Here is an 18067-nt window from a genome sequence, read left to right as displayed (position 1 = left end):
CACGGTGCAGCCGTGCGTCAGTGCGCAGCAAATACTTCGGTGTGTCTCGGCGCGCCTAATGGCGGAACGCGACGACGGTGCATAGCGTTTCGTTTCAGATCGAATACTTGACATAACTCTAACCCTGTGGTTGAGGTTTAGGGTTGTTCTCGAACACCAGCAGTACCAAATACACCAGCAGTAAAAAGACAGCAGCACTGACAAGCAGCGTGAAACACGACACGGAAGGCGAGAGCCGATGACGCCCCCGCACAACTACCTCGCCGTAATCAAGGTCGTCGGCATCGGCGGCGGCGGCGTGAACGCAGTCAACCGCATGATCGAACAGGGACTCAAGGGAGTCGAGTTCATCGCGGTCAACACGGACGCGCAAGCCCTTCTGATGAGTGACGCCGACGTCAAGCTCGACGTCGGTCGTGAATTGACCCGTGGCCTCGGCGCCGGTGCCGACCCGGAAGTGGGTCGCAAGGCAGCCGAAGATCACAAGGACGAGATCGAAGAGGTCATCAAGGGCGCCGACATGGTGTTCGTGACCGCAGGCGAGGGCGGTGGCACCGGAACCGGTGGTGCCCCTGTCGTGGCAAGCATCGCCCGGAAGCTGGGCGCACTCACCGTCGGTGTCGTGACGCGACCGTTCTCTTTCGAGGGCAAGCGTCGTGGGGGACAGGCGGATACCGGAATCCAGGCGCTCCGCGAGTCCTGCGACACACTGATCGTCATTCCCAACGATCGCCTGCTCCAGTTGGGTGACGCGGCCGTCAGCCTGATGGACGCGTTCCGCAGCGCGGACGAGGTTCTCCTCAACGGCGTCCAGGGCATCACCGACCTCATCACCACTCCGGGTCTGATCAACGTCGACTTCGCGGACGTCAAGGGTGTCATGTCCGGTGCCGGTAGTGCGTTGATGGGAATCGGTTCCTCGCGGGGTGAGGGACGCGCGATCAAGGCGGCGGAATCCGCGATCAATTCCCCGCTCCTCGAAGCTTCGATGGAAGGCGCCCGCGGCGTGCTCCTGTCGATCGCCGGCGGTAGCGATCTGGGTCTGTTCGAGATCAACGAGGCGGCTTCGCTGGTGCAGGAAGCTGCCCACATCGACGCCAACATCATCTTCGGAACGGTCATCGACGATTCACTCGGTGACGAGGTTCGTGTGACGGTCATCGCTGCGGGATTCGACGGAGGAGCTCCGGCTCGTCGTCCCGTGGAGTCGACCGCGCAGGGACGTGGAGCTATCGGCGCCGGGCGCGCGGGTGAGGTCGGCCGGTCGCCGGTGGCCGCCGAACCTGCTGGCGAGCAGCCGATTTCCGCAGCGCGCGAGACCACCGGTTCGGGCAGCTTGCCTCCGATCGGTGGCCCCCGCCATGCGCCGGTCCAGGAAGACGAGGGCGACGACGACGTCGACGTGCCGGTCTTCATGCGTCGCTGACGTAGGGCTACAAACAGTTTCGAGAACAGGGTGCCCGGAATTTCTGGGTACCCTGTTCTTGACTGGATGTCCGGTCACGTCTGAGCCGGACGACAACTTTCGACGTTTGTGAGCACACTTATCTTGAGTACCGAGAAGTCGACCACCCGCACCCGCATTCGCCGCGTCGTGACCAGCCGAGCCGGTGGTGTTTCCGCGTCACCGTACGAGTCGTTCAATCTGGGCGATCACGTCGGAGACGATCCGGCAGCCGTCGATGCGAATCGCCGACGTCTGGCACGCGAAATAGGCGTCGAGCCTGACCATCTCGTGTGGATGGAACAAATCCATTCGCGCAACGTCACTGTCGTGACGGAACCGACCGACGAAGTGATTCCGGTGACGGATGCTCTGGTCACCACTGTTCCCGGCCTGGCGCTCGCCACCCTCAGTGCAGATTGTGTTCCCGTTCTGCTCTCCGACGAGGAGGCCGGTGTGATCGCGGCCGTTCATGCCGGACGGATCGGTGCCCGCATCGGTATCGTCCCGCGCGTCCTCGCGGAGATGGTGCGTCAGGGCGCGGACGTTTCGCGTATCGGCGCCTTCCTCGGTCCGGCTGCGAGCGGACGCCAGTACGAGGTTCCCGCTGCGATGCGCGCGGACGTGGAAAAGCACTTGCCGGGCAGTGCAACTCGCACCGAGAAGGGCACGCCGGGGCTCGATCTGCGTGCGGGACTGCGTAAGCAGTTGCTCGCCGCGGGTGTGTCCGGTGTCGCCGAGGACCCGCGGTGCACGATCGAGGATCGCGCGTTGTTCAGTCATCGCCGAGAATCTCTGACCGGGCGTCAAGCTGCAGTGATCTGGATGGAAGCGCCCGCAGCGCAGGAAACCGTCTAGGCAGAAATGCGCGAGACGGAAATGCGGCTGACAGAAATATCGACGGCACTCGACTCGGTGAGGGCGCGATTGGCGGCCGCCTGCCTTGCCGCCGGTCGCGAGGTTTCCGACGTAGCACTGCTGCCGGTGACCAAATTCTTTCCGGCGTCCGACGCTCGAATTCTGTACGAACTGGGTTGCCGTGAATTCGGTGAGTCTCGTGAGCAGGAAGCAGTGGAGAAGGTCGCGGACTTCGACGGCGCTGCACAGACGGGCGCGATCGATGATCCGGTTCGCTGGCACATGATCGGACAGTTGCAGCGCAACAAAGCTCGGTCGGTAGCGAAGTGGGCCTATGCAATTCACTCGGTGGACAGTGCGCGACTGGTCGATGCACTCGATCGGGCTGCGCTGAGTGCTTTGTCGGACGGTGAGCGCACGGAGCCGCTCCGGGCGCTCATCCAGGTAAGTCTCGACGGAGACCCCGCGCGTGGCGGAGTTCCGACGGGCGAGCTAACGCCTCTCGCCGAGCGGATCGAATCAGCCGAAGGTCTCGAATTCGCGGGACTGATGGCCGTCCCGCCGCTTGGATCAGATCCGGACGAGCAGTTCGAAATCCTCCGCAGGGCACATCTTTTGATCCTCGAATCGCATCCCCGGGCAACCGAACTCTCGGCCGGTATGACCGGCGATCTGGAGGCTGCAGTGCGCCACGGATCAACCTGCGTGCGTGTCGGAACCGCACTGCTCGGCTCACGACCAGTAATCTCGAGGTGATCGCTCAGGTGATCGCCCAACCCGTCCACACCGCTGCGACCGGTCGCAGTCGGATTGATTCCGCCGCGCCAAGGAAGGTCGATCAATGAGCAACCTGCATAAGTTCAAGGCTTACTTCGGCATGGTTCCCCTCGATGACTACGAGGACGAATACGTGGAGGAGCCCGATCAGGCTCGCCGCGCACCCCGTCGTAGTCACGACGGCTATGCCGAGCGCGACGACCGCGAGTTCGTCGAACCTGCCTTCTCGAAGGCGAGCTATGCGCCCAGTCGTCGTGACGAAGAGGACGCGGAGTTCGATCGCTACGACTCCCGGCCCCGCGTCGACACCGTTCCCAGCCGCAGCAGCCGCCCGGCGATGGCGCCGCGCCCGGCAAGCCGTGGCAACCTCGCGGTCGACGCGCGCGCAGAGCGACCCGAAGCGCGACGTGCGCCGGTTGTCGACGACGGCGGCCCGCTCGCCAAGATCACGACACTGCGTCCGCAGAGCTACGCAGAGGCCCGCACGATCGGTGAGCGGTTCCGGGACGGCACTCCCGTCATCATGGATCTGGTCGACATGAGCAACGCCGACGCGAAGCGTCTGGTCGATTTCGCGGCCGGCCTGGCGTTCGCATTGCGTGGTTCTTTCGACAAGGTAGCCACCAAAGTGTTTCTTCTCTCACCGGCCGACATCGACGTTTCCGCCGAGGAGCGCCGTCGGATCGCCGAGACGGGTTTCTACAGCCAGAAATGATGGTCTCGACCGCAGTCCGGCCCCTGAGCAGGGGTGACGTGAGCACATTCGAACGGCGGCCCGTCTCGGCGGACGCCGCATTCGGACCCATCGCCGGCCGTTACAAGACGGACTCGATGCGGACCGGTTCCGGAATTGCTGCGGTGTGTCTGTTTTGGACACACCGCAGAAGTCAGGCAGAGTGAGGGTGTGGACGCGCTTCTCTCTGTGATCTATCTGGTGCTGGTTGTCTTCTGGCTGTTGCTGATCGGCAGAGTGATCGTCGAGTTCGTTCGTTCGTTTGCCAGAGATTGGCGACCGACCGGATTGGTCGCAGTCATTCTCGAAACCATTTTTACGATCACCGATCCTCCGGTGAAACTGCTCCGCAGGTTGATCCCCCCGATCAACCTCGGTGGAGTTCGCTTGGATCTATCCATCATGGTCTTGCTTTTCATCGTCATCATCCTGATGTCGGTTGTTCGCTGAGCGCAGTCCGAGTGAGTGGTATGCCAGAATGGATGCCATAACTCATCCAGTGGTTCGCCACTACGTAGTTCGCCACTACGTAGACTGTGTTGCAACTGAATGCTTGCTAGACCGCCAAATGACGCGTGAAGGGATCCTTCCATGCCGCAACTGACTCCAGCTGACGTGCACAACGTTGCGTTCAGCAAGCCGCCTATCGGCAAGCGTGGCTACAACGAGGACGAGGTCGACGCATTCCTCGACCTCGTCGAGCAGGCGCTGTCGCAGCTCATCGAAGAGAATGCGGACCTGCGCCAGCGCGTAGGTGAGCTGGATCAGGAGCTCGCGGCTGCCAAGAAGTCGCCGGCACCTGCTCAGCAGGCAGCACCCGTCGCAGCGCAGCCCAAGCCGGAGCCCGCTCGGGTCGTCGAACCGCCCAAGCCTGCACCTGTTGCAGCGCCGGTTCCCGCCGCCGCTGCCGTTGCAGCGCCGCAGAGTGGCGACACCCACATGCAGGCCGCAAAGGTCCTCGGACTGGCTCAGGAGATGGCGGATCGCCTCACCAACGATGCCAAGACCGAGTCCGAGCAGCTGCTCGGCAGTGCCCGCACCAACTCCGAGCAGCTCATGAGCGAGGCTCGCAGCAAGGCTGACGGCATGATCGCGGATGCGCGCAACAAGTCGGAGGCGATGCTCACCGACGCTCAGACTCGCTCCGAGACCCGGCTTCGCCAGGCTCAGGAGAAGGCAGACGCTCTCAAGGCGGACGCCGAGAAGAAGCACACCGAAATCATGGCGACCATCAACCAGCAGCGTTCGGTCCTCGAGGGCCGTATCGAGCAGCTCAAGACGTTCGAACGCGAGTACCGGGTGCGCCTGAAGTCCTACCTGGAATCGCAGCTCGAAGAGCTCGAACAGCGCGGCTCGGCCGTTCCGGTCGACGGTGGACAGGATTCCTACAGCCCGTCCTTCGCCAAGGGAAACAGCTGACCGAGAGCGCCCCGTCGGCTCAGCTATCGGACCGGACAAAGGTTGATACGTGCTGGTCGTGACGTTGGTTCTCGCGGGAGTTGGTTTCGCTCTCCTGATCGTCGCCCTGACCACAGGGTCGCTGATCTGGGCGTGGGCATGCATCGCGATTTGTGTAGCAGGTGCCGTCCTCCTGCTGGTCAGTGCGCTGACCAGCAGGAAGGCGGTTCCTTCGTTGGATGACCCGGCATCGGGCAGCGGAATGTCGTCGCCTTACGGTCGAGTCGAGAGTTCCTCGAATTCGTCGATCGACGATGCAGCCACCGCCAACGATGACAATCAGAGAAATCATGGCGAGTCGCCGGGTGGCCCCGACAAGTCCTAGGGCGAGTTCCGACAAGGTCCAGGACGAGTATTAGACTGTCCAACACGAATACCAGGCTGTGATCCGGCAATCACCGGGGAGCTTTCGGAAGAACGGTTCTTGTCGCTTCAGGCGCCCAGAACTCAGTAGAACCGAACGGGTGAGCCCGTCACAGCTCGATCGAGTGGCACCTCGGGATCCAAGCGCGGATCTACGGGGTGCAAACGGGGTGGTACCGCGGTGTCGGCGCACAAGCGCCACGTCGTCCCCGTGCCGAGTCCGACTGGCACGAGGAGATCGCCATGGCGAGTAACGGGTATCCCAAAGTCGACTACGGTGTCCCCGCCGACACCGGAGTCAAGTTCCCCGAACTGGAACAGAAAGTCCTGAAACAGTGGGACGACGACGACACCTTCCGTGCGTCGGTTTCCAATCGGGACGGCAGCGAAGAGTTCGTTTTCTACGACGGACCGCCCTTCGCAAACGGTTTGCCGCATTACGGTCACCTGCTGACGGGGTACGTCAAGGACCTGGTGCCGCGCTTCCAGACCATGCGTGGACGCAAGGTCGAGCGACGCTTCGGCTGGGACTGCCACGGACTGCCCGCAGAACTCGAAGCGGAGAAGCAACTCGGCATCAAGGACAAGGCCGAGATCGAAGTCATGGGTCTGGCCAAGTTCAACGAGTACTGCAAGGCCTCGGTGCTCAAGTACACCGACGAGTGGCGCGACTACGTCACCCGCCAGGCACGTTGGGTCGACTTCGACAATGACTACAAGACCCTGGACGTCGACTTCATGGAGTCCGTCATGTGGGCCTTCAAGGAGCTGCACGACAAGGGCCTGATCTATCAGGGCTTCCGCGTGCTGCCCTACAGCTGGTACGAGCAGACTCCGCTGTCCAATCAGGAGACTCGTCTCGACGACGCGTACAAGATGCGTCAGGATCCTGCAGTCACGGTCGACATGCCGCTGGTCGCTCCGGGTTCACCATTGGACGGCGCAAACGCGATCATCTGGACCACGACTCCGTGGACACTGCCGTCCAACTTGGCCACTGCGGTTCATCCCGAGGTCGACTACGTCCAGGTGCTCGGCGAGGACGGAAAGCGGTACGTGCTCGCGGAAGCACGGGTTGCTCATTACGCACGTGAGCTGGGGGAGGACCCCGAGGTCGTTTCCCGTCACAAGGGCGCCGAGTTGGTCGGACTGTCGTACACACCGCCGTTCGACTTCTTCCTCGGACATCCGAACGCGCACGTCGTGCTTTCGGCCGACTACGTGACAACCGATTCCGGAACCGGAATCGTCCACCTCGCACCGGCTTTCGGTGAGGAGGATATGGATGTCGCCACGGCCAACGGTATCGAGGTCGTGCAGCCGCTCGATCCGGGTGGAAAGTTCACCTCGATGGTTCCGCCGTACGAGGGCTTGATGGTCTTCGACGCCAACCCGGTCATCATCAAGGACCTCAAGGCCGCTGGAAAGCTGCTGCGGCACGAGACGATCGAGCACTCGTACCCGCACAGTTGGCGCAGTGGGCAGCCGCTCATCTACATGGCGGTTCCCTCGTGGTTCGTCGCGGTCACCAAGTTCCGCGATCGCATGGTCGAGCTGAACAAGGACATCACGTGGGTGCCCGAGCACATCCGTGACGGCCAGTTCGGCAAGTGGCTCGAAGGTGCACGCGACTGGAACATCAGCCGAAACCGCTACTGGGGCAGCCCGATCCCGGTGTGGGTGTCGGACGATCCGCAGTACCCGCGTACGGACGTCTACGGATCGCTCGATCAGTTGGAGGCAGACTTCGGTGTGCGTCCGACCGATCTGCATCGCCCGATGATCGACGACCTGGTCCGCCCGAACCCCGACGACCCGACCGGGAAGTCGATGATGCGCCGCGTTCCCGAGGTGCTCGACTGCTGGTTCGAATCCGGTTCGATGCCGTACGCGCAGGTGCACTACCCATTCGAGAACCGTGAATGGTTCGAGGGCCATTTCCCGGGCGATTTCATCGTCGAGTACAACGGGCAGACTCGCGGCTGGTTCTACACGCTGCACGTGCTGGCCACCGCACTCTTCGATCGTCCGGCGTTCAAAACCGTTGCTGCGCACGGCATCGTGCTCGGCGACGACGGACTCAAGATGAGCAAGTCCAAGGGCAACTACCCGGACGTGAAGGAGGTGTTCAACCGCGACGGCAGCGATGCCATGCGATGGTTCCTGATGTCTTCGCCGATCTTGCGCGGCGGAAACCTCATCGTGACCGAGCAGGGCATCCGCGAAGGTGTGCGTCAGGCATTGCTCCCGCTGTGGAACGCCTGGAGCTTCCTGCAGTTGTACGCGCCGGAATCCGGTGTGTGGCGTACCGATTCGGAGAACATCCTCGATCAGTACATCCTGGCCAAGCTCGCTACCACCCGCGACGTGATCACCGAGGCCCTCGAGGTCAACGACATCGCCGGCGCGTGCGACGAGCTTCGGTTGTTCTGTGACGCACTCACCAACTGGTATGTGCGACGGTCGCGTTCGCGGTTCTGGGACGAGGATCGCGACGCGATCGACACCCTGCACACCGTGCTCGAGGTCGTGACGCGTCTCGCTGCGCCGCTGTTGCCGCTGGTGTCCGAGGTGATCTGGCGCGGGCTGACCGGGGAGCGCTCGGTTCACCTGGCTGATTGGCCCGAGGCGTCGGAGCTCCCCGCGAACCCCGAGCTGGTAGCGGCGATGGACGACGTCCGGACCGTGTGCTCCACGGTGCTGAGCCTGCGCAAGGCGCAGAATCTGCGTGTTCGTCTTCCGCTGCCCGAGGTCACGGTTGCGGCGCCGGATGCCGAGCGTCTGCGTCCGTTCCTCGGACTGATCGCCGACGAGGTCAACGTCAAGAAGGTCGATCTGACCGATGACGTCGACGTGCACGGGCGCTTCGAGATCGCGGTCAATGCGCGTGCTGCAGGACCGCGTCTGGGCAAGTCCGTTCAGACTGTCATCAAGGCGGTCAAGGCGGGCGACTGGACCGAGAACGCGGACGGCGTCGTGGTTGCGGCGGGCATCGAACTGCTGCCCGAGGAGTACACGCAGAAACTGGTTGCGGCCGAGCCGGATTCGACGGCAGCACTGCCGGACGGTGCGGGACTGGTCGTACTCGATTCCGCTGTGACGGAGGAACTCGAAGCCGAGGGATGGGCCAAGGACCGTATCCGTCAGTTGCAGGATGCGCGCCGTGCTGCCGGTTTCGACGTCTCGGACCGGATCAACGTCGTGCTCGAGGTTCCGCAGGACTGCAAGGAGTGGGCGGAGCGTCATCGCGAATTGATCGCCGGTGAGGTTCTGGCCACCTCCTTCTCGGTGGGTGAAGCGGGAGACGACGCCGTCGATCTCGGTGAGGGTATCCGCGCCGCAATCACGAAGGTCTAGTACCGACGCGACTACTCCGGCTCTCCGATGAATGTCTGTATGTCGGGGAGCCGGAGTAGTTTGCTCTCATGAGCACGAGCAAGGAAACCGTGGCGCGCATTCTCGAGCAGTTGGAACCGCTCGACGTGCGGGCAAGGGCGATGTTCGGCGAGTACGGATTGTATTGCGACGAGAAGATCGTGGGCTTGATCTGCGGAGACGTTCTGTTCGTCAAACCCACCGAGGTCAGTACGGAGTTCGGATCAGAGGCTGATCTGGCTCCGCCGTACCCGGGAGCGAAGGATTATTACCGGGTGACGGAGGAACGGTTGCAGGACCTCGATCACCTGCACGCCTTCATTCAACGGACTGCCGACGTATTGCCCCTGCCGAAGAAGAAGTCGCCGAAGAAGAAGGCGCGGACGTAAATTCTGCACCTACTTTTGAGAGAACCGTAACGCCCGATGAATCAAGGTGATCCCACACGAAGTCGTAGGTGGGTGCTGCATCTCGACATGGATGCGTTTTTCGCTTCCGCCGAGCAGTTGACGCGTCCCACTCTGCGAGGTCGCCCGGTGCTGGTCGGCGGCTTGGGCGGGCGCGGGGTGGTGGCCGGGGCAAGTTACGAAGCGAGAGTTTTCGGTGCGCGATCGGCAATGCCGATGCATCAAGCACGCCGGATGGTCGGTGGTGGAGCGGTGGTATTGCCGCCACGGATGTCCCTGTACTCGGTTCTCAGTAAACGCACGTTCGACGCGTTGCGCCTTCGTATGCCGATCCTCGAGCAACTGTCGGTGGACGAGGCTTTCGGGGAACCGGTGGAGTTGGCCGGTGTCGGAGCTGACGAGGTCCGCGCGTTTTGCGAGGACCTGCGGGCGTTGATCAAAGCCGAGACCGGGTTGGTCGCTTCGATCGGGGCCGGCGCAGGTAAGCAGGTGGCCAAGATCGCGTCGGGACTGGCAAAGCCCGACGGCGTCGCAGTGATTCCTCCCGGGATGCAGCACGAGTTGCTCGATCCACTGCCGGTGCGAAAGCTCTGGGGGATCGGCCCTGTTGCCGAGGAAAAGCTCAAGCGTCTCGGTATCGAAACCATCGGAGGGTTTGCCCGCACTCCCATAGCGGAGGTGGCGTCGATACTCGGAACCACTGTCGGTCCGGGGTTGCATCGGCTTGCGCAGGGGATCGACGATCGGCCGGTCGCCGAGCGTGCCGAATCCAAGCAGATCAGCGCGGAATCCACTTTCGCCGCAGACATCGTCACGATGGCGCAACTGCGCGCCGCCGTCGAAAGTAGTGGTCGTGCAGCATTTTCCAGGCTGGAGAAGGACGGAAGAGCTGCTCGCACCGTCGTACTGAAGCTCAAGAAGTCCGATATGAGTATCTTGACTCGATCCGTGACGCTGCCGTTTGCCACCATCGACCGCCAAATCCTCATCGCGACTGCGCAGAAACAGGTCATCGATCCACAGGAATTGGGGCCGATTCGCCTGGTCGGTGTGGGATTCGCCGGTTTGTCCACCGTTCGGCAAGGATCACTTTTTCCCGAGTTGGATCAGGATGTTCCCGGCTATCCGGTCGAGACTCTCACGGGCGCCCTCGATGAGGCCGAACTCGACGTTCCGGTGGCAGCACGTGTCCCTCAGCGCTACTGGCACCCCGGTTTGGACGTGAAGCATCCAGAATACGGACACGGTTGGGTGCAGGGCGCCGGGCACGGTGTGGTCACCGTTCGCTTCGAAACCCGTTCCAGCGGAACGGGAATCGCCAAAACTTTTGCCGAATCCGATGAGGTGCTCGAGGTAGCAGATGCGGTCGACAGCCTTCTCTGAGGATGTCCTTAGACTTTTTCCGCTTACCGTTGGGTAATGTTGTCGACGATCCTCGAGCAAGCACGATGTTCGACTGACGCTCGAATGTGAACACCCGAATGGATAGGACTGAGAAGTTGAAGCTTCAGAAGATGACCGTTGCAGCCGTGGCGATCGCAGCAGCCCTGACGATGACCGCGTGTGGTTCAGACGGAGGAGACTCCGACAAGACGACTTCGGCGAAGCCCACGACCACCACCTCTGCGGCACCCACGTCCGAGGTTGTTCTGCCGACCGCCCCTGAGCTCAACGCCAAGGTCGCTCAGGCACTCGACGAGAGCGTTCCGGCCGCAGACAAGGTCAACCTCGTCCAGGGCGCCGAGGCTGATCCCGAGCTGATCAACCAGGTCGCCGCTGCCGCCAAGGCTGCCGGCGCGCAGGTCGAGATCCTCGACCCGGTCACCGACACGGGCAGCGAGACGGCAGCAGCTTCGCTGAACATCGTCGTCAACGGCCAGCCGCTGCAGCAGGGCCTGCAGGCTTCGTTCGTCTACGAAGACGGCGTCTGGAAGCTCTCGAAGACCACCGCTTGCCAGATCGTCGGCGTTGCAGGTCTGACCTCGCCGGCTTGCGCTGCTTGATCTCTCGGTAACACCTGAAACACCAGAGCGGCCGCCGACTCCCGAAGGGGAGTGGGCGGCCGCTCTTCACGTGGTAAGCGACGTCAGTGATGGAATCCCTCGGTGACGCGCGGCCGCGGCATCGGGCTGTCCAGTTCGTCGAGGAACGCGGTTTCCTCTTCGATGATGCGCAGCAGATTGGCCGCCAGGTCCATGCTCAGTCCGTTACGAACCACGATGCGCTGCACTGTCAGATCCGCGAGATCGTCCGGCATGGGGTAGGCCGGCACCAACCAGCCCTTGCCTCGCAACCGGTCCGAGAGGTCGTACAGCGTCCAGTTGGACGTGTGCCCCTCGGCGAGGCGCCACGCGAAGACCGGGATGTCGGAACCGTCGTTCCACAGTTCGAACGCGTCGAGTTTCCCGATCCCTTCGGCGAGAAATTTCGCCACGTCCTGGGAGGACTGCTGGATCGCGCGATAGCCGTCGTGGCCGAGACGCAGGAACAAGTAGAACTGCAGGATCACCTGAGCGCCGGGACGCGAGAAGTTCAGTGCGAAGGTCGGCATACTGCCGCCGAGGTAGCTCACCTTGAAGACGAGGTCGTCGGGAAGTAGATCCTGCGATCGCCAGACCACCCAGCCGAGGCCGGGGTAGACGAGCCCGTACTTGTGCGCCGAGGTGTTGATGGAGTGGACGCGCGGTAGTCGGAAATCCCATTCGAGTTCGGGCTGAAGGAACGGTGCGATCATCGCACCGGAAGCGCCGTCGACGTGGATGGGGACGTCGAGTCCCGTCTTCGCCTGGATCGCATCGAGTGCCTTCGAGATTTCCAGGACCGGCTCGTACATCCCGGTGTACGTGACGCCCATGATCGCGACGACGCCGATGGTGTTCTCGTCGACGTACTTGTCCAGATCGTGACCGTCGAGGGTGTGGTGTTCCTCGCTGATCGGCACGTAACGCGCTTCGACGTCCCAGTAGTTGCAGAACTTCTCCCAGCACACCTGGACCGCGGAACTCATGATGAGATTTGGCTTTTCGGTGGACTTGCCCGCGGCTTTTCGTGCGTGCTGCCAGCGTCGTTTCATCGCCAGGCCGCCGAGCATGCAGGCTTCGGACGAACCGATCGTCGAGGTGCCGATTGCGTCCTTGGGGAGGGTGAGTGCCAGAGGTCGGCAAGGATGCGCCAGCAATAGGTTTCGATCGCGGCGGTCTGCGGATACTCGTCCTTGTCGATCATGTTCTTGTCGAACGACTCGGCATACAGTTTGGTGGCGTGATCGTCCATCCACGTGCTGACGAACGTCGCGAGATTGAGCCGCGCATTGCCGTCGAGCATCGTTTCGTCGTGGACGATCTGATACGCGGTCTCGGGAAGCATGCCGTCGGGTTCGAGTGTGTACTTCGATGCAACCGAATCCTCGCCAGGCCTCGAGAAGATCGGATTGACGGCTACGTAATCGGTGTGATCTGACCTTCTGGGTTCCGGCATGAACTCTGGCTCCTCACATCAGTGTGTCGCGTTGGTCTGTTTCGTACCTACTCTCACCGTTCAGTGTGGACGGGCAGTTGTCAAAGGGTCTGTGGTCCCGAATCATTCGCGAAAGGCCGAGACAGGACGAATCCGCTCGTAGTCAGGGCGTTTGTGCGCGCAGGCGATCGGCGGCGGCCGATGCCATCGAGTGCAGCACGTCGGGGGCGATCGGACTCGGCGCAGTTGCGGACACCTGGGTCAACGTGGTCCCGACTGCGGCCACGATCGCATCGGCGACCAAGGTGAAACCGCCACTCTCCGTGATGATTCGGAAAGCGAAAGACGCGTCGCCGACGTTCGGGTCCGACGCTCCGCCGACGCGATAGGTGATTGTCGTTCCGTCGGCATCGGTTCCTGAATACTCCGCACACCCAGCCAGCGTGGTCTGAAGTTTCTCGAAAGCTGCTGCTGCCGCGGTGCCGTCGGCGTACGAAGCAGAGTCCTGATCGATGCTCGTGAAATCGGGGCCGGTGAACATGTCGGAGAGGTCGGCGACCGATCCGGGAGCCTGGGTGGCTATCGGCGCCAGAACCTGGGCGCAGACGGCGGGGTCGGTGCTCGACTTGTCCGCCTCCGAACTTTCCGGCGCCGGTGTGAGGCCGAGGTCGTCGACCGGGTCGGGAACTACGTCGAAGTCCGCAGGTAGCTCGGACAGGGTGAGCGCGGCTCGTTGCAGGCCGTCACGGTCGAGAGGCGCCCCGCTCAGCGGTGCGGCCGGAGCAGCCGTGAACGGCGCCAAGCCGACCTGTGGGGCGGAAACCTGCGCAGTCGTGTCGGCACCAGGCGAGTCGTCCGAGCCGCAACCGGTCACGACGAACAGTGCCGCCGTTGCGGTCAGACCAAGTGCGAGAAGCGACCGGCGTGTCACGATTCCCACCGAATGCTGTTGGAGATGGTCTGCCGGATCACCGAGGAGCTGTCCGGGTCGCCGTATGCCTGGTCGCCGCCGACGGTCATCTGTCCGTCGATCGGCAAGGGGAGTGAGAGGTCGACGGTGAGGTTTCCGGAGCCGGCCATGACGTACTGATCGATGTTCAGCGTTCCGGCGTCACCGGCCAGGTTCCAGACCGGGCTCTGCGGGGTCTGCGATACGTCCACCGCGAGCGAAAGCCGATTGCCCTCGCGCGCGGTGAGCGTGACGGTGGTTGTCTGATCGAGCAGGATTTCGCTGCTGACTTGCTGCCGAACCACCCAACGTGCGCCGACACCGACCGGAGCGTCGGGGAGTGCGACGGTCCGGTAGACCGCTTGGCCCAGCGCTTGTTCGATTGCAGCGCGGGCAGCATTGGCCGAGTTGGCGGAGGGCTTCAACCGTAGGGCGGTGATGGCGCCCGAATCCGTGACCGACAATCCGGCCGCAGACCCGTCGGCCCCGCTCAGCGCAGCCTGCAGCGTTGCATCGGGCGAGGTCATCGACGACAGCGTGAGGTCAACGACTGCGGTGGGATCGTCAGCGGTCACGTTTGCCGAGAGCGGGATCGTGATCTCCGGCGAAGAGAAATCCTGCGCCGGTTGTTGATCGATCTGCTGACTCACGACGGCCTGGGTGACGAGCGTCGTCGTCTGCGTGGTGCCGACAGGCAAGTTCGTACGCAAAACCTCGCGCGGCTCGCTTCCCGCCTCGAGAACTTCGACCGTCGCGGCGGTCACCGGAACAGTCACCTCACTCGGCGAGGAGGTCGGGGTGTTCGGAGGTTGATCCGAGTCGCCGCAAGCGGTGAGAACGGTGGTGAGAGCGAGGGCAGCGAGGGCGAACGGAACGCGTCGGCCGGTCGTGGACAGCAGTGGCACGCGCTCCAGGCTAGCCGCAGTTGCAGAGTGCGTGACCCGGTGCGGTGAACATGAGGGATGATGGTTGCGTGAGTACAGACCACCCAGACCGAGATGTCAACGCGGAGGATCAGCCGATTACCGAAATCTCGAAGGCCGACGAGCCCGAAACCGTGAAACCGGAAGCCGTGAAATCGGAAGACGGTGACCTGGCGGTTGCGCCGGTCGAAAAGCCCCGCCGGCTGACCATGCTCATTGCCATCGCCGCTGTCATCCTGCTCTCGGACATTCTCACGAAGGTGTGGGCAGTCGCCGCGGTCAAACCGGGGCAGCCGATCGAAATCATCGGTGACGTGGTCACATTCACGATGGTGCGCAATCCGGGGGCAGCGTTCTCGATGGCGACGTCGATGACGTGGATCCTCACTCTCGTCGCAATCGGTGTGGTCATCGGTGTGATCAAGATCGGTCGCACGCTCCGATCACCGTGGTGGGCGCTCGGTCTCGGCCTCGTTCTCGGCGGCGCGCTGGGTAACCTCGTCGACCGATTCTTCCGCTCTCCCGGAATCATGCGCGGACATGTGGTGGATTTCGTCTCCGTCGGCTGGTGGCCGGTGTTCAACATTGCGGATTCCGCGATCGTCTGTGGCGCGATTCTGCTCGTCGTCCTGACACTGTTCGGCTTCGAACCCAACGGTGAACGCCTGCGTGATCACAAGGCGGACGACAAGAAGCTCACCGAATCGAAGGCTGCAGCCGAGGGAGAAACCAAGTGAGGGAATCCCGTTCGATGCCAGTGCCCGACGGTCTCGATGCCATGCGCGTCGATGCCGGCCTCGCGCGCCTTCTCGGACTCTCGCGCACCGTGGTCGCGACACTCGCGGAAGAAGGCTCGGTACTCGTCGACGGTGTGGCCGTCGGCAAGTCCGATCGTCTGACCGCAGGGTCGTGGCTCGAGGTAGTCCTGCCCGAACCGCCGCGGCCCCTGACCATCGAAGCGACACCGGTCGAGGGAATGGAGATCCTCTACGCCGACGACGACGTCGTGGCAGTCGACAAGCCCGTCGGAGTTGCCGCGCACGCCAGCGTCGGGTGGACGGGACCGACCGTCATCGGCGGACTTGCCGCGGCCGGTTTCCGCATCTCGACGTCCGGTGCCCACGAGCGTCAGGGCATCGTCCACCGCCTGGACGTCGGAACGTCGGGTGTCATGGTGGTTGCCACATCCGAGCGCGCGTACACGTTGCTCAAGCGCGCTTTCAAGCAGCGGACCATCGACAAGCGCTACCACGCTCTCGTGCAGGGACACCCCGACCCGAGCAGCGGAACGATCGACGCGCCCATCGGACGCCATCACGGGAACGACTGGCGATTCACGGTCACGGCCGACGGCAAGCCCAGCGTCACGCACTACGACACCATCGAGGCGTTCCAGGCAGCGAGTCTGCTGGACGTGCACCTCGAAACCGGTCGCACACACCAGATCCGTGTCCACTTTTCGGCGTTGCGCCATCCGTGCTGCGGCGACCTGACTTACGGCGCGGACCCTCGACTTGCCGAAAGGCTCGGCCTCGAGCGCCAGTGGTTGCACGCCGTGTCTCTTGGATTCGCACATCCGGCGGACGGTCGCTGGGTCGAGATCAAGAGCAAGTACCCGAAGGATCTCGAACACGCACTCGAAGTTCTCCGGTCCTCATGACACCGCGCGGGCTTACCCCCGCGCCGGCCGTCGTCGCGGTGGTGGTCGGTGTGGCGGCGGTGGTGGGCGTGGGGTTCGCGAATCCCGTGCCGACCCCGCCGATCCGGACGGACACCCTGGGTCCGGACAGTGGGGAAGCTGTCCCGGACTACCTCGACCGAGCGCGAGATTCCGTCGCGTCGGTCGATGGGCCGGTATGGGCGTTGGTCTCGTTCACGAAGGCACTCACCGTCGACGAGGTCATCACGTCGACCAGCAGTGTTCAGGTGCCGGGCGCTGAGGTCTCGGGCGTTCGCGTGTCCAGGGTCATGTTCCGAGTTCCGATAGAGCGCGTCCAGACGCCGCTCATGTCGGTGCCCGTTCCCGACAACGACGAAGCAGTACGCAGATCGCCCGGTGTTGCAGCCACGCGACTGGTCTCGCTCGGCGGCGACACCGATCGTCAGCAACAGGTGGCGCTCGCGTCGGCGAAGCAATTGTCCGCCGGGTGCGCCTGCGCGGTGGGCGTGCTGGTGCGAGCGACTCCCGAAGGACTCGAAGCGATCGAACATGACTCGAACGTCCGTGCAGTGGAAGCGTTGCCGTCCGACGCCTCGCCGTGGTTGGCAGCCGTCCGTCCCTTGCTGCCGGAGTACGTGGACGTCGTTGCTCCCGGCCCCGACGATGGTCCGGTCCCGTGAACTCCGGTTCTGTGAACAAGGACGAACGCGCTGAGTCCCGTTCGTCCTCGGGGATCTTCTACGGTGTGGCGGCTTTCCTGTTGTGGGGAACGTTCCCGGCCTTCTTCGGATTACTCGACTTCGCCGATCCGGTCGAGATCCTGGCGCACCGGGTGGTGTGGACCCTTCTGTTGATGCTGATCGTGTTGGCCTTTGCCGGCCGCCTCGGATCGCTTCGCGGAATCAGCGCACGCACCTGGCTGCTGGTGACCGCGGCGTCAGCGGCGATCGCCGTGAACTGGGGGACGTACATCTATGCCGTGGTGTCAGGCCGCGTCGTGGAGGCGGCTCTCGGGTACTTCATCAACCCGCTGGTCACCGTTCTGCTCGGCGTCGTGATCTTCCGCGAACGATTGCGTCCCGCCCAGATCGCCGCGCTCGTTCTCGCTGCCACGGCAGTTGTGGTGATCACGGTCGACTTCGGGAAACCTCCGATCGTCGCTTTGCTGCTCGCCGGCTCGTTTGCCACCTATGGGTTGGTCAAGAAGGTGGTTCCGCTCGATCCTCGAACCAGTTTGACTGCCGAGGGAGTCGTTGCCGCACCGTTCGCGGTCGGCTACCTCGTGTTTCTCGGCCTGACCGGGGCCGGTGCATTCATCAGCAGCGGTTCCGGTCACAGCCTGTTGCTGCTTGCCGCCGGCCCGGTCACCGCGCTGCCGCTGCTCCTGTTCGGCGTCGCCGCTCAGAGAGTTCCGTTGGCGACGATGGGCATGCTGCAGTACCTCACCCCGGCGCTCCAGATGGCGTGGGGTGTGGCCGTCATGCACGAGGACATGCCGGCGTCACGGTGGATCGGCTTCGTTCTGATCTGGGCTGCACTGGTGATCTTCACGACAGACACCTTCGTCGCCAGTCGACGTTCGCGGCGTTCGGTGAGGTCGAGCGCCGAACCCGAGGTTCCGGTCACGTGACCGGAGGCGGCGCACGGCGACTCCGCTACGTCGG

At 63.2% G+C, this 18067-nt stretch carries 17 protein-coding genes and 1 pseudogene; 15 read left to right on the top strand and 3 right to left on the bottom strand.

The genetic code is table 11. From position 1 onward, the window contains the following. Window positions 1-238 precede the first annotated feature (238 nt). The 11 genes from ftsZ to EHW12_RS17060 all read left to right on the top strand — a co-directional run bounded on the left by ftsZ (window position 239) and on the right by EHW12_RS17060 (window position 11418). A complete protein-coding gene (ftsZ, locus tag EHW12_RS17115; protein WP_003941788.1) occupies window positions 239-1426 on the top strand; it encodes a cell division protein FtsZ in 1188 nt (395 codons plus the stop codon). A 108-nt stretch (window positions 1427-1534) separates the two neighbouring features. Further along, complete coding sequence (gene pgeF, locus EHW12_RS17110; RefSeq protein ID WP_007733207.1) at window positions 1535-2302, top strand: peptidoglycan editing factor PgeF; 768 nt, start codon at window positions 1535-1537, stop codon at window positions 2300-2302. 6 nt (window positions 2303-2308) lie between these two features. Then, complete coding sequence (locus EHW12_RS17105; protein ID WP_007733204.1) at window positions 2309-3058, top strand: YggS family pyridoxal phosphate-dependent enzyme; 750 nt, start codon at window positions 2309-2311, stop codon at window positions 3056-3058. An 85-nt stretch (window positions 3059-3143) separates the two neighbouring features. Continuing rightward, window positions 3144-3794 (top strand): cell division protein SepF, encoded by a 651-nt coding sequence (locus tag EHW12_RS17100; RefSeq protein WP_003941752.1) that lies wholly within the window; start codon window positions 3144-3146, stop codon window positions 3792-3794. Window positions 3795-3983: 189 nt separating this feature from the next. Next, a complete protein-coding gene (locus EHW12_RS17090) occupies window positions 3984-4262 on the top strand; it encodes a YggT family protein (RefSeq protein ID WP_003941780.1) in 279 nt (92 codons plus the stop codon). Between the two features lie 141 nt (window positions 4263-4403). Further along, window positions 4404-5231 carry a DivIVA domain-containing protein gene (locus tag EHW12_RS17085; protein WP_125051246.1) on the top strand — a complete coding sequence of 276 codons (828 nt, stop codon included), beginning with the start codon at window positions 4404-4406 and terminating at the stop codon, window positions 5229-5231. Window positions 5232-5280: 49 nt separating this feature from the next. After that, window positions 5281-5595, top strand: coding sequence for a hypothetical protein (locus EHW12_RS17080; protein ID WP_007733197.1), 315 nt, complete (start codon window positions 5281-5283; stop codon window positions 5593-5595). A 281-nt stretch (window positions 5596-5876) separates the two neighbouring features. Continuing rightward, window positions 5877-8990 carry an isoleucine--tRNA ligase gene (ileS, locus tag EHW12_RS17075; protein WP_125051244.1) on the top strand — a complete coding sequence of 1038 codons (3114 nt, stop codon included), beginning with the start codon at window positions 5877-5879 and terminating at the stop codon, window positions 8988-8990. Between the two features lie 68 nt (window positions 8991-9058). Then, complete coding sequence (locus EHW12_RS17070) at window positions 9059-9397, top strand: TfoX/Sxy family protein (RefSeq protein ID WP_003941748.1); 339 nt, start codon at window positions 9059-9061, stop codon at window positions 9395-9397. A gap of 36 nt (window positions 9398-9433) precedes the next feature. Next, window positions 9434-10798, top strand: coding sequence for a DNA polymerase IV (locus EHW12_RS17065; protein ID WP_042452844.1), 1365 nt, complete (start codon window positions 9434-9436; stop codon window positions 10796-10798). A 116-nt stretch (window positions 10799-10914) separates the two neighbouring features. Then, the gene (locus EHW12_RS17060; protein WP_047270137.1) at window positions 10915-11418 is read left to right on the top strand and encodes a hypothetical protein; all 504 of its coding nucleotides are present in this window, start codon (window positions 10915-10917) and stop codon (window positions 11416-11418) included. 83 nt (window positions 11419-11501) lie between these two features. Here the strand turns inward: EHW12_RS17060 and EHW12_RS17055 are convergent. From EHW12_RS17055 to EHW12_RS17045, 3 genes and pseudogenes are all read right to left on the bottom strand, one after another. Further along, window positions 11502-12892: pseudogene (locus tag EHW12_RS17055) on the bottom strand (glutamate decarboxylase). Window positions 12893-13034: 142 nt separating this feature from the next. Continuing rightward, window positions 13035-13802, bottom strand: a complete 768-nt coding sequence (locus EHW12_RS17050) for a sensor domain-containing protein (RefSeq protein ID WP_241198989.1) — start codon at window positions 13800-13802, stop codon at window positions 13035-13037. After that, on the bottom strand, window positions 13799-14725 hold the full coding sequence (locus EHW12_RS17045) for a hypothetical protein (protein ID WP_125051242.1): 927 nt from the start codon (window positions 14723-14725) through the stop codon (window positions 13799-13801). The genes EHW12_RS17050 and EHW12_RS17045 overlap by 4 nt, the downstream gene beginning before the upstream one ends. A 167-nt stretch (window positions 14726-14892) precedes the next feature. Between EHW12_RS17045 and lspA the strand changes: the two genes are divergently transcribed. From lspA to rarD, 4 genes are read left to right on the top strand one after another with little or no spacing between them, the layout of a single operon-like run. Further along, window positions 14893-15480, top strand: a complete 588-nt coding sequence (lspA, locus tag EHW12_RS17040; protein WP_228402286.1) for a signal peptidase II — start codon at window positions 14893-14895, stop codon at window positions 15478-15480. Further along, window positions 15477-16403 carry an RluA family pseudouridine synthase gene (locus tag EHW12_RS17035; RefSeq protein ID WP_007733161.1) on the top strand — a complete coding sequence of 309 codons (927 nt, stop codon included), beginning with the start codon at window positions 15477-15479 and terminating at the stop codon, window positions 16401-16403. The genes lspA and EHW12_RS17035 overlap by 4 nt, the downstream gene beginning before the upstream one ends. Next, a complete protein-coding gene (locus tag EHW12_RS17030; RefSeq protein WP_007733159.1) occupies window positions 16400-17083 on the top strand; it encodes a hypothetical protein in 684 nt (227 codons plus the stop codon). The genes EHW12_RS17035 and EHW12_RS17030 overlap by 4 nt, the downstream gene beginning before the upstream one ends. 11 nt (window positions 17084-17094) lie before the next feature. After that, window positions 17095-18033 carry an EamA family transporter RarD gene (gene rarD / locus EHW12_RS17025; protein WP_125052621.1) on the top strand — a complete coding sequence of 313 codons (939 nt, stop codon included), beginning with the start codon at window positions 17095-17097 and terminating at the stop codon, window positions 18031-18033. Window positions 18034-18067: the final 34 nt, after the last annotated feature.

Origin of the sequence: Rhodococcus sp. NJ-530 (assembly GCF_003860625.1) — a bacterium.
Lineage (GTDB): Bacteria > Actinomycetota > Actinomycetes > Mycobacteriales > Mycobacteriaceae > Rhodococcus_F > Rhodococcus_F qingshengii.
Note: the sequence above shows the minus strand (reverse complement) of the source record. Positions and strands in the feature narration are given on the sequence as shown.